Source organism: Tenuifilum sp. (genome assembly GCF_037481895.1).
In the GTDB taxonomy this organism is placed as follows: domain Bacteria; phylum Bacteroidota; class Bacteroidia; order Bacteroidales; family Tenuifilaceae; genus Tenuifilum; species Tenuifilum osseticum.
On the sequence record NZ_JBBFKU010000053.1, the window covers coordinates 1 to 13209 of the forward strand.

Genomic DNA, 13209 nt, shown 5'->3' on the forward strand with positions numbered 1-13209 from the left:
ATGGTTGATAGTGAAAAAAAGCATTTCACTAAACACTAAACTCCAAACACCCCTAAACACTATATACTGCACACTATTCAATATATCCTTCGTTTTACAGAATGACAAAAGGAGTTTATAAACGAAATTGGATTAAGATCTAATATCGAACGGTAGGGTCTAAAAAACCTAAAAAAAATCTAAATAAAAAAAGACAGGCCAAAAGCCTGTCCTGTATATGGTTAGGTATTAGTAAGCAATCACAGCGTTCCTCTACTGAAACCTAAGTGTTGAAAATGTTGTTGAAAATTTTTAACTTTACTGCGATTATTTCCAATCCTTACTAATACCTGAACCATTTGAAATCCCCGGCTGTGAAGTCGGGGGTTTCGCTTTATTTGAACGCAAAACTAGCCAAAAGTTTAATCCTCATTCCTGGCAATTTTATGTTGTAAAGTAGTTTTAACGTTTTTTTCAACAGGGCAGAATTGCTATGCAACTATTTGGTATTTTTGTAAACGTTCCGGAAAACTAATAAACGGTGAGCAAGGAGAATGATATAAATATTGTGGAAACTCCGCTGATGAAGCAGTACTTGAGCATCAAACGTAACCACCCCGATGCCATACTGCTTTTCAGGGTTGGCGATTTCTATGAGACATTTGGTGAGGATGCCATTAAAACCTCGGAGATTTTAGGGATAACCTTAACCCGCCGGGCAAACGGTGCTGCATCGTTTGTTGAACTTGCCGGATTTCCACACCATGCCCTTGACACCTATCTGCCAAAGCTTGTACGTGCCGGCCAAAAGGTGGCAATTTGCGAACAGCTCGAGGACCCCAAAAAAGCCAAAACCATAGTAAAAAGGGGAATTACTGAACTGGTTACCCCCGGCGTTTCGTACAACGATAATGTTCTGGAGCGTAAGGAGAACAATTTCCTGGCTTGTGTCTATCTCGATAAAAAAGCGGGAGGAGTGGCTTTCCTTGATATATCCACCGGTGAGTTTTACACTTCCGAGGGAAATTTGGACTATGTCGATAAGCTTATCAACAACTTTAAGCCCAAGGAGATACTTGTTGAACGAACAAAGTACAAGGAGTTCCTCGAGCAGTTTGGAAGCAAACATTATGTAACACGGCTCGACGAGTGGGCCTTTAACGAGGATGCTGCTCGCGAAAAACTGACAAAACACTTTAAAACCCAATCACTAAAAGGGTTTGGTGTCGAATCGTTGCAGTTTGGAATTACCGCTGCTGGCGCCATACTCTACTACCTTGATGTTACCCAACACACACAAATAGGACACATTCAGAGCATTTCCCGTATCGACGAGGATAGCTTTGTATGGATTGACAGGTTTACCTCGCGCAACCTGGAGCTGTTCAGCTCCATTAACGAGGGAGCCAAAACTTTCATTGAGGTTATCGATAAAACCTCATCGCCCATGGGTGCCCGCCTGCTGAAGCGTTGGGTAGCCTTACCCCTAAAAAATACCGACTCCATTAACGATAGGCTAAACGTTGTTGAGCTATTTGTTAACAACGAGGATATGCGCGCTACCCTTACCGACAAGATAAGGGATATGGGCGATGTGGAACGAATCATTTCAAAGGCTGCGGTGGGTCGTATTCAGCCCCGCGAGATGGTACAGCTAAAAAATGCCTTAAGCCTGATTGATGAGGTTAAAACCATCTGCGACCAAAGCGCTGAACCCACGCTGCTTCGCATATCGGAGCAGCTGAACCCCTGCCACCGCATACGCGAGCGCATTGAACAGGAAATTGTCCCCGATGCTCCCATGATGCTTGGAAAGGGTCAGGTGATTGCAAAAGGTGTTAACGCTGAGCTCGACGAGTTACGCGATATACTTTACTCCGGCAAGGAGTACCTCTTAAATATCCAGCAGCGCGAATCGGAGCGAACGGGAATACCATCGCTTAAGGTTAACTTCAACAACGTTTTTGGCTACTACATTGAGGTTAGGAACACCCACAAGGACAAAGTTCCAGCGGATTGGATTAGGAAACAGACCCTTGTATCGGCGGAGCGCTACATTACCCAGGAGCTAAAGGAGTATGAGGAGAAAATTCTTGGCGCTGAGGAAAAGATTTCCGAGCTGGAGCAAAACCTTTACCAGAACCTGGTTCACAGCCTTGCCGAGTATGTGGGCTCCATACAGCTTAACGCATACCTCATAGCTCAGCTCGACTGCCTGCTATCATTTGCCCACTGCGCAGTTGAGTTCCAGTACAACCGCCCCCAGGTTAACCTCGACGATGTAATTGATATTAGGCAGGGACGACATCCGGTTATTGAGCGCATGCTGCCGGCAGGCGAGCAATACATAGCCAACGATGTTTACCTCGACACACGCGAGCAGCAAATTATCATAATTACTGGACCCAACATGGCCGGAAAATCGGCATTGCTAAGGCAAACCGCCTTAATTGTGCTTATGGCACAAATGGGCTCGTTTGTTCCCGCCCAAGCGGCCTCAATTGGTGTAGTCGATAAGATATTCACCCGTGTTGGGGCATCGGATAACCTGTCGCTTGGCGAATCGACCTTTATGGTGGAGATGCAGGAGGCTGCCAGCATCCTGAACAACATCTCACCCCGGAGCCTGGTGCTACTCGATGAGATTGGTCGTGGAACATCAACCTATGATGGCATTTCAATTGCCTGGGCAATTGTTGAGTACCTGCATGAACACCCCAGTGCAAGGGCAAAAACCCTCTTTGCCACCCACTACCACGAGCTGAACGAGATGGAAAAATCGTTCCCACGTGTTAAAAACTACAATGTAACCATAAAAGAGGTCAACAACCAGGTTATTTTCCTGCGTAAGCTGGTTAGGGGTGGCAGCGAGCATAGCTTTGGAATACACGTAGCCCGGATGGCCGGTATGCCCCCAAGCGTGGTAAAACGCGCCAACGAGATACTTGCTGAGCTGGAGAGTTCCACCCAACGCCAATCGCTAAGCAAACCGGTTGATGAGCTTGGCACCCACCGTGAGGGCTACCAGCTAAGCATCTTCCAGCTCGAGGACCCCGTACTAAAGCAAATACGTGACCAGATTAAAAAGATTGATATCAACAACCTTACTCCCATCGAGGCGCTTAATAAGCTGAATGAGATTAAACGCCTTACCGGGCTTTAAACCAAATCCCAAATACCCTTTACACTCAGGTAGCGCTCGCCAGTATCGTAGGCAAAGGTTAAAATTCTTGGGTTGGCCTGTTTTACTGACAGCAGTTTTTTAACGGCTGCAATATTTGCACCGGTTGATATCCCAGCTAAAATCCCTTCGGTTCGGGCAAGTAGCCGCATGCATTCAAACGCCTCATCGGCTTTTACCGTAATTATTTCATCTATCACACCACGGTCGAGGTTTTGGGGCACAAAGCCAGCCCCAATCCCCTGAATGGGGTGCGGAGCCCGTTGCCCGCCGGAGAGAACAGGCGAATCGAACGGCTCAACTGCTATTACCTGAATGTTGGGGAATGCTTCTTTAAGTGTTCGACCAACGCCGGTGATATGCCCGGCAGTACCCACCCCGGCAACAACCATATCGAGTCCATCCGGAAAATCGGCTAAAATCTCCTTGGCTGTGGTAAGTGAGTGTGTGTTTGGATTGGCAGGGTTGGCAAACTGCATGGGCATCCATGCCGATGGCAGTTGAGCCATAAGCTCCTTTGCTTTATCAATTGCGCCATGCATACCCTGCGCTGCTGGTGTTAGAATAATCTCAGCTCCGTAAGCTTTGAGTATTACCCTTCGCTCAACCGACATGCTCTCAGGCATGGTCAGTATCAACCTATAGCCTTTTACAGCCGCAACCATGGCAAGGCCAATCCCGGTATTACCCGATGTTGGCTCAACTATAACACTGCCCGGTTTCAAAAGTCCTTCCCTTTCAGCATCCTCAACCATTGCCATGGCAGCCCTATCCTTGATACTTCCGCTCGGATTGCGCCGCTCATCCTTAAGCCAAACCTCAGCGTTTGGGAAAATCCTGCTAAGCCTAATGTGTGGGGTTGCTCCAATTGATTTATCGATACTCAAGTATTTCATCTATCACTTCATTTTATGGTTAAACTTTCCCTGTTGTACAATCACTTTGCTCTCATGGTAAACCATTGAGAAAGGCGGAACGCTTTTGATAAGCCATACATTCCCGCCTATTACGCTATCATGTCCAATTACGGTCTCGCCCCCAAGTATGGTGCTGCCTGCGTAAATAATCACATCGTCCTCAATGGTGGGATGGCGTTTTGTGGCCGATAGGCTCTTCGATACGCTTAGCGCGCCTAGGGTTACGCCTTGGTACAGCTTTACCCGCTGGCCTATTATGGTTGTTTCGCCAATCACTACTCCTGTTCCATGGTCGATACAGAACTCCCGCCCAATGGTTGCTGCCGGATGAATATCAATGCCTGTTTTACTATGTGCGTACTCGGTAATCATCCTTGGCAAAATGTTTACCCCTACCCTATGCAGTAGGTTTGCAACGCGGTAATGGGCAATGGCAAAAAATCCGGGGTATGCAAGCAGTACCTCCTCAAGGCTTTGTGCTGCTGGGTCGTTTAGGTAGATAAAGTTTGCATCGTGGCTAAGTGTATCAAGGACACCTTGGAATCCTTGGTAAACAATTTCCAGTTGCCTTTGGCATTGACTGGTATCGGAATTAAAATACCGTAACGCCTTGTAAAGTTTACTGTAAGGCTTTTCTGTATCAACCGTTTGTCCGGCACCAAGCAAACTTTCAATAACCAGCTCTGTAAGGCTATCGCTTAAGTCCTCAACCATTCGGCGGGTTTCAATGTAGTTAAGTTTGTTCTTTTCCATAAAATCAATCTGTTTACCGTTTTAGTAACTAAAAGCCATATAAAATGAAAAAGCCCCTCCGGGAATGTACCGGAAGGGCTTGAGTTATGGATTGAGTTAACTAGTAATCAACATCGCGCATAGCAATTCCCCTGCGGTACAAACCTATACCACATACAACAACAGGTTGCAGCTATGCTTACAATGTTTCTCATACCACAAAGATAATTAAATCTCCGTATTCGTCAATTGAAATATGTAATTAAATGTTTTTTGTGCTTCAACTGACTAATCTCCTCTAAAAATATTTCTGCGTTCCAATTATTTAGCCCGGTTAAATTTATTAATTCATGGTCATTTGGTTTAGCCTTACTATTCCTCTAACTTCATCTAACTTCCTTTAACTTCATAATTTTCCTTCAATTTCGAACCATTCCCGCTTAAATTCACACATTTAACTTTTAACTTTTATTTTTAACTTTTAACTTTCAACGTTTAACGGCTCACGTTTAACGGACTAATACTTCCTCTAACTTCTTCTAACTTCCTCATATTCCGAGTCATTCCGAATCATTCCGATTCATTCCGATTCATTCCGATTCATTTCTTACCATTCAGAATTAAAATGGCTTGGTTAAGCCTTGTAAGGGTTTCGTCCTTGCCCAGAATTTCGCAAATATCGGCAATTCCGGGGCCTTTCGATTCGCCAACAAGGCAAAGCCTTACAGCGTTCATAACCTTGCCCATGCCGTAACCCTTAGCGTTGATAAGGTCTTTAAGCGCTGTTTCAATCTCGTGCGAGTTCCAGGAACCCAATGCTTTTAGTGTTTCGCTAACATCGGTTATCATATCGGGTGTTTCGGGCTTCCAGTGCTTGGCAACAGCTTGCTGGTCGTACTCCAGGGGGCGTTCAAAGAAATAGTTTGTTTGGCCCCATAGCTCATGCACAAAGTTAACGCGCTCCTTAACCAGCCCAACAATTCGCGTGAGCTTGTCGATTGGTACATCGATATTGTACTGTTCAAGAACAGGCTGGAATAGCTCAGCAACCTCGGCGTCGGATTTGCGGATAAGGTACTGGTGGTTGAACCATTTTGCCTTTTCCGGGTCGAAACGTGCGCCCGATTTGTTTACGCGCTCAATGCTGAAGAGCTTTATGAGCTCATCCATGCTGAACAGCTCCTGGTCGGTTCCGGGATTCCATCCCAAAAGTGCAAGCAGGTTCACAAATGCCTCGGGAAAGTAACCATCCTCGCGGTAACCACGCGATATTTCGCCATCGGCGCTTTTCCATAGCAGCGGGAAAACCGGGAATCCCATTTTATCGCCATCGCGCTTGCTCAGCTTGCCATTCCCCGATGGCTTTAGCAGTAGCGGAAGGTGTGCAAACTTTGGCATCACATTCTCCCAGCCCAGGGCGCGGTAAAGCAGCACGTGCAGGGGCAACGATGGTAACCACTCCTCGCCACGGATAACGTGCGAAATCTCCATAAGGTAATCGTCGGTTACGTTGGCCAGGTGGTAGGTGGGTAGCATATCGCTACTCTTAAACAGCACCTTGTCGTCAAGGGTTGAGGTGTTAACCCTAACCTCGCCGCGGATAAGGTCGTGCATCACCACCTCCTCGTTCTCAGGCATCTTAAAGCGAATAACCCATTGGTCGCCACGCTCAATGCGGCGCTTAACCTCATCGGCTGGTAATGCCAGGGAATTCTCCATCCCATTCCTTATGGCGTAGTTATATGTAAATGCCCCGCCTTGGGCTTCGGCCTCGGTGCGCATTTTGTCCAACACCTCGGGTGTGTCAAAGGCATAGTATGCATGACCGCTCTCCACAAGCCTATCGGCATACTGCTTGTATATGTGCTTGCGTTCGCTTTGGCGGTAGGGCGCATGCGGGCCACCCTCACGAACGCCCTCATCTATCTTTATTCCGCACCAGTTCAGCGCCTCGTTAATATACTCCTCGGCGCCGGGGACAAACCGTTGCGAGTCAGTATCCTCAATCCTGAGAATGAAATCGCCACCGTGCTGGCGGGCAAAAAAGTAGTTGAATAGCGCTGTACGCACTCCTCCAATATGCAAAGGGCCGGTAGGACTTGGTGCAAAACGCACCCTAACTCTACGATTACTCATTTTCATCTAAAATTTTGCGCAAATGTATGAATAAAGCAGGTTACAGCAAAAAAAAGGAGAGCTTTACTCTCCTATGATATTCTTGTAGTGCTGGTACCTTTCCATTATCTCCTTCACGTAGTTTGTGGTTTCAACCCCCTTTAACCTGCCGTGCCTAACAACGGGGTCGTTTACAAACTGGGACTTATTCCGGATAAAGTACTCCACGTTATTGTCCCAAACATTGGGGTTTCGACCGTGTTTCTGGGCAAGGTTTCGGGCGTCAATTATATGGCCTATCCCTGCATTGTACGATGCTAGGACAAACTTTACCATTTCGTCCTTGGGAATATCGTAAGCGGCAAATCGGTCTTCCAGCCACTTGATATACCTCACGCCGGCCTCAATTTGCTTGGCAGGCCCAACCGTACTATCAACTCCGAAATACTCGGCGGTTTGGGGCATCATCTGCATTAACCCCGATGCGCCCCTGTGCGAGGTAACATCGTGCCTGAAGCGCGACTCCTGGTAAACCAGCGAGGCCAAAAGCCGCCAGTCCCAGTCAATGCCCTGGCTATACTTCTTAAAGTACTCGTCCCACGGCGAAATCTTGCCGGTGTAAATGAAAAAGTAATCGCTGCTGGCGCGCCTGTTAAAGCGTTCCTGGGCAAAATACTTTAGCTCAATATTGCGGTAGTGAGCCGTTTTTAGGTAACCCTCCAGCCATGTGTCAACTTTTTTCCGGAGCTCAACGGAGGTTTTCCTTACAGCCCAGGCCGTTTTTTGCGGGAATCCTATTTGAACATCTATGTTGATATTCTTGTAGTAGTTTGATTTTACCAGGGCTACGGACTGGTCGCAAACCGCATAATCGATTTCCCCTGTAGCTACCAGCTCAATCAGCTTGTCGGCATCGTAGTTGGGTAGCTCAACAACGGTTATTCCCCCACCTATTTCATCGGATAGGTTTTTTAGGCGCTGTGCGCCTGCTGAGCTTTTTTGCACGTAAACCAACCTACCCGATAGCTCAAGCGGTTTTTGTATGGCAGGAGTGCCGCTTTCAGCGGGTATCCTTTGAACCAGCACCTGGCTGGTTTCGCCATGAGGCAAGGTAAAATCAACCTCTTCCTTGCGCTGGGCTGTAATGGCTAAGCTGCTGGCTATGATATCAACCTCACCCTTCCTGAGCATCTCAAACGATTTGTCGATATCGTTCTCGGTCACGATTTCGAGCTTTACCCCTAAATAGGTAGCTAAATCGCGAAGCATATCGTACTGGTAACCCATTGGTTCACCCTTGTAGATAAAGTAACTTGTTGCGTTATAATCGGTTACAGCAACAAGTTTGCCGTCGGCCAGTATGTCGGCAAGGTCTCGCTGAACTTCCTCGTCCTTAACCCCTTTTTTCTCACAGCTACTGACCGAGAAAAAAATTAGCATAGCCAAAAAAATCAACCCATTACGCAGGTAAATAACTTTTCGAACCATAATATGACTTTTTTGGTTTAACCAAACAGAAACACAAAATTAGGCTAAAGTGTTGAATTACAATTGAGAATTTTGACGACTAGTCGTAAAACATCCACGAAACTCCAAACTTAACCATACGTGGATTGTACGGGTAGTGTAGCGTTGTAAAATACTGATTATCAATTAATCCCTGGTTGGCATGGTCAAGCTTAATAAATAAATTGGCACGTTTCCACCGGGCATTCAGGAATACATCGACGAACGGATAGTTGCCAATTTTTCGAACGCGCTGGTTATGGTAAACCCCAAGTGCTGGATTATAGGCATCGGCGTAAAACTCGGTACGGTAGAATCCGCTAACACCAAGCTGCATGGTAAGCACATCCTTTACCACGGGGTACTGCACGTAAAGTGCACCAAACCCCGCAAGGGTGGGCAAGCTTAAAACATCGGCATTGGTGCTTGCCTGCCAAATAACCTTACACACAGCGTTGAACCAACCGAGCCTGAATTTTTCCTGAATGTAGGCCGAGGTTACCGTAACCTTAGGTTCCTGGGCAGGTAACGAGAGCGTGTCAAAGTAAAAATAGTTAAGGATATGCTCAATGCTATACCCTGCCTCAAAACCAAACCTATCGGCTCCAAGGCGTGCGCTTAACCTGAAACGGCTCTCCTTTTCAAAAGTGTTGTCCCATTTGTAATGATTTGAAAAATATCGATTTATAAAGATATCGGGTTCCCTATCGGTAATGCTTAGCTCCCCTGCTACGTAAGGCAGCTCCTTCGATTTCCATGGCGATATGGATAAACGGCCAAGCAGCTCCTTATCGGCTGCCCTGTACCCGCTCATGTAAAAACGTGCAGCGCCACTGTACGATAGGTAAGGGCTTTGGCTGTAAACCCCCAGGCCAAAGTGACTGGTGTTGAGCTTGGTATTGCTGTAGGTATATATAAAGTTATCGGGTGTAAAGTTGTAGTAGCTCCCCATTAGGCCCGATACCCATGCCCGTAATCCGGGTATGCCCGGGTATTTGGCAATTTGGCTTAGCTCCACAAGCAGGGTCGACTGGTAGGTGGCAAGGTACACAGAGTCGTGGGTAGATGTGGTGCTGATATAAAAATTGCCGTAATACGATGAATCGGTTTCGGTATCGGCGTAAACCCGTGTGTAGCGGTTGGCATCAAGTATCAGCTTGGCCGTGAGAATCGATTTCAGATTTTCAAGGCTATCGTTTAGCCTTTTTGTAATAATATCGTAACCCACCACTCCGGCAAAGCTCCTTTTACGGTACTCCACCGATGCGTCCTTAAGCCTGAAAGGCACCAGGTTGGGCTCCATAACGGTATCCTGTATGAACCTATCGTCCTCCAGCCCGCCATTTTCCTGATTCCGAATGTATGTGTAAGCAAACGTTCCCTGTGCCGACACCCTATGCCTGTAGTAACTTGCAAAGGCCGTAAAATCGTTATTACGGGTTAGCTGCCTTTCGTATATACCCTTGGTGCTGAAGTAGTCGTACTGCAACCCGAAGTTCAGGTACCTGTTCACATTCTGCGTATGAAAAACCCTAAGGTTTTGCTCAGCATTACGCCTTTTGCCGGCAGTTGAATACTCCAGCAGCGTATGCGGGCGTCGTACGTTGTACTGCTTCCTATCTAGCACCGGCTGCTCGTAGCTGGAATAACCCTTTGAAAACAGGAACGGAAAGCAAACCGGCCGTTCAAAAAAATGGTCACTCTGCTCAGGCGAGCCCATGTTGCCCAGGTAGGTTAAGGGCGATAGGCTCTTTTGCCCGGGTAGTATCAGATGCACCAAAAATAGCGAGCTGTCAAAGGCTTGTGTTTGAACCAAATCATAGGTTTCCCGGTCAAAATACCATGCAAACGACTTGCTCTTAGGGTCTTGAATGCCAAGGTAACCGTAAATGTTGCGCTCATTGGGTTTAAGCGTATCGGTAGCCGACCTGCCTACACCCCTTGCACTACCCTTATCAAAAGGGACATTCCTACCCCTTAGCGAATCGCTCCGGGAGTGTTTACCGGCTAGTGTACGAGCCCCCTCCTGCGAATAGGCGTAGCTGCTCGATAAGCACACCGCCACAAAAAGCAGTAGGCAAGCAAATGGAACTGATAAAAACTGTTTCAAACCAGCTATTTTAGGATTGCAAATATATGAATGATACGCGTTAAACAATGCTAAGTAACACAAAAAAGATTGAAACAGAACAAACAAGCCAGAGTTGGTGCTGACTCGGAATGACTCGGAATGAGATGGAATAAGACGGAATGACTCGGAATATGAGGAAGTTAGAAGAAGTTAGAGGAAGTTAGAGGGAGATGAAGTCCGTTAAACGTGAGACGTTAACCGTTGAAAGTTAAAAGATAAAAGTTAAAGGTTAAATGGACATGGGTAATTTTAAACTCTCTCGCGCGCTTGTAAACGAGTGCGGCATACGCCACTCATTGCTGGCGCGGACTTGTAGTCCGTGACAAATACATACTACACTTTTACTTATTCAAGCTGTGCTTCATTGAAAACACCTTTTAAAATAACCACACGGATTGGCTTTGCCGAACTACAACCGCACGGATTACAACCGACCGAAGGGAGCTCACCGAAGGTAAATCCGCGCGAGCAGAGGAATTATAAAAAACTCAGGCGCAGCCTGTTGCTGATAGCGCGACGGCGGTGCAACCGCCGCCGAACACGGTTCGTTTATTGCTTATTACAGCCTCGGCCTAACTAGGCTTTTTATTGCCTCGGCTCAACTGAGGGGGCTTTTATCCTTAAAGCAGACCTACAGCAAAAATTAGCTTTGTGCCACAAGTTACAAACTTGCGGCAGTTGGGTGGGAGTAAAATTATTTGATTCTTTCTTTTGCTAATTTCTCTATATACTTTGACCCAAAGGTTCTTGGTATTTCATCTCCAAGTTTTTGTTTCCCTTTTTCAACCCAACTACCTGACTCATATTTGTAAATAATTACCTCGCTATCAGATTTTTCATTGTAATATTCAGCACTGCCAGATTCAGATGTTTCTTTATAAGGCCCTTCTAAATCTGTTTTATCTACGAAAAAAGTATAAACATCAAAGTTTTGGATCAATTCTTCTTTATTTTCGGTAAAAAAGTTTCTCGCAGCACAATTAATATAAAACAAAGGCTTGTAATTTTTTTTATCACCACAATTGCCGTTTGGGTCTTCTACCGCTTTAATTGTCCACTTTTCAGGAAATTGTTTTGAAATTGCATAAATACATCCTTGCCCAACATGAACATCTTTCATATAAAACTCATAATATATTGCAGTGACATCGTCCTCCTTTTCAATACTATAGGATGTTGTCCATATATAATCAGGATTTTTAACTAAAGAAAAGAAATCAACGGTGGATTCGTTATTTTGTGCTTTACATGAAGCAAAAAATACTACTAAAATTATAGTTAAATATTTTTTCATTGTATTATTATTTTGTTGTTACTGCTCTAAAATACCCTTTCCATCCAGCGTGTTTGTATAAGGCTTTTCCAGTACGTGTATATATTGATTTTCGTATACAACCTTGGCAATATCCTTCAATGTCTTTTGATAGTGATTCCTCAGCAGCACCCGAGATTCCAATAGCCTCAATCACTGTTACCTTGTCTGTTTCTTTATCATACGACACAACAACACCAGTATGTCCATCACTTGAGCTCCTACTCCATAAGAAAACATCACCAGGTCTTATATCTTTGAAATCCTCTTTTTCACTATTCTTCACATGCTGTAAGAAGCTATCAAAGCTTCCATCTTGCATGCTACTTAGCATAAGTGATGTGTAAAACGGACTTGGAACTTCTTCCAATCCACAAGCCTTCTGTAAGAATCGAGCTACAAATTCGGAACAATCCATCTCATCAGTACCTTTTTCATCTAAACTGGTTCTGCTATCACCACCGCCATATGCATATGAATTACCTAAAAATTCTTCCATTTCTGTTAAAGCAATCTCAATTGCAGATTCTTCTTGGTCTTCTTTTTTCTCCCCCCAAATTTCATTAAGCTTATTTATATCATGAAGAATAACCTCTAATATTTTGTCAATAATGTCCTTATCTTCTTTCTCCTGTTCTCTGGATGGTAATATCAGACCTAAATAATTTAACCATTGTGTTACATCTTTCTTAGATGATTCGCCTATTATTTGTATCACCATATTCATCTTGCCTTCTGTGTCATAAAATGAAATTAATCCATAATTTTTTGTATATCCTGCCTTTATCGATTTATTATACCGAAGCTGACTAAAACTTTTTATTCTTATAGTTTCTCCTAGTACTATATTCTTCCTGGCACTATATATTGCTATTTTATATGATTTTCCTTCTAATTTATAATCTTCAAAATATATACCCTCATTCCACAAATTAAATGTGTTATCATTAGTTTTTAAACCCTTAAAAACTTTTTTGGCAATCCCCTGAAATGATGCCTTTCTTACCGACCAGTTTTTATATTTATCAACACTTAAATAAATATCTTTTATCTTTGAATTATTGTAATAATTCTCATATTCCTGATAAATATGATTAAACAATTCTAATCTTGTTTCTATCTCTCTTTCTTGTTCGTCTGGATATAATCCAAACAAAACATTTCCTAACCATGTAACTCCATAAATTCCTATCTCCCCCTCTCCCTCCTCCTCCAGCCAGCTAAACCATACCCTTTGTGGGTCGTGGATTAGATCCCACTGGTACTTATCGAGCTTGGTGGCATCGGTTGCCGTAGCCAGCCCTGAGCCTGTTGAAGGGTAGTCCATGAGGTTATC

8 protein-coding genes are annotated in these 13209 nt (G+C 44.8%); 1 reads left to right on the forward strand and 7 read right to left on the reverse strand.

Going from position 1 to position 13209, the window contains the following annotated elements:
- The first annotated feature begins 562 nt into the window (after nt 1-562).
- Nucleotides 563-3142 carry a DNA mismatch repair protein MutS gene (gene mutS, locus WHS63_RS12475; protein WP_445199414.1) on the forward strand — a complete coding sequence of 860 codons (2580 nt, stop codon included), beginning with the start codon at nt 563-565 and terminating at the stop codon, nt 3140-3142.
- On the opposite strand, the gene cysK is transcribed toward mutS, so the two are convergent.
- From cysK to WHS63_RS12510, 7 genes are all read right to left on the reverse strand, one after another.
- On the reverse strand, nt 3139-4056 hold the full coding sequence (cysK, locus tag WHS63_RS12480; protein WP_445205388.1) for a cysteine synthase A: 918 nt from the start codon (nt 4054-4056) through the stop codon (nt 3139-3141). The genes mutS and cysK overlap by 4 nt on opposite strands.
- A gap of 3 nt (nt 4057-4059) precedes the next feature.
- Complete coding sequence (gene epsC / locus WHS63_RS12485) at nt 4060-4830, reverse strand: serine O-acetyltransferase EpsC (RefSeq protein WP_445205389.1); 771 nt, start codon at nt 4828-4830, stop codon at nt 4060-4062.
- Between the two features lie 579 nt (nt 4831-5409).
- Nucleotides 5410-6945, reverse strand: a complete 1536-nt coding sequence (gene gltX, locus WHS63_RS12490) for a glutamate--tRNA ligase (RefSeq protein WP_445205390.1) — start codon at nt 6943-6945, stop codon at nt 5410-5412.
- Between the two features lie 63 nt (nt 6946-7008).
- Nucleotides 7009-8412, reverse strand: a complete 1404-nt coding sequence (locus WHS63_RS12495; protein ID WP_445205391.1) for a transporter substrate-binding domain-containing protein — start codon at nt 8410-8412, stop codon at nt 7009-7011.
- A 79-nt stretch (nt 8413-8491) separates the two neighbouring features.
- A complete protein-coding gene (locus tag WHS63_RS12500) occupies nt 8492-10540 on the reverse strand; it encodes a putative porin (protein WP_445205392.1) in 2049 nt (682 codons plus the stop codon).
- Nucleotides 10541-11255: 715 nt separating this feature from the next.
- On the reverse strand, nt 11256-11855 hold the full coding sequence (locus WHS63_RS12505) for a hypothetical protein (RefSeq protein WP_369489906.1): 600 nt from the start codon (nt 11853-11855) through the stop codon (nt 11256-11258).
- 7 nt (nt 11856-11862) lie between these two features.
- The coding region (locus tag WHS63_RS12510) for a hypothetical protein (protein ID WP_445205393.1) at nt 11863-13209 on the reverse strand (1347 nt) is incomplete at its 5' end.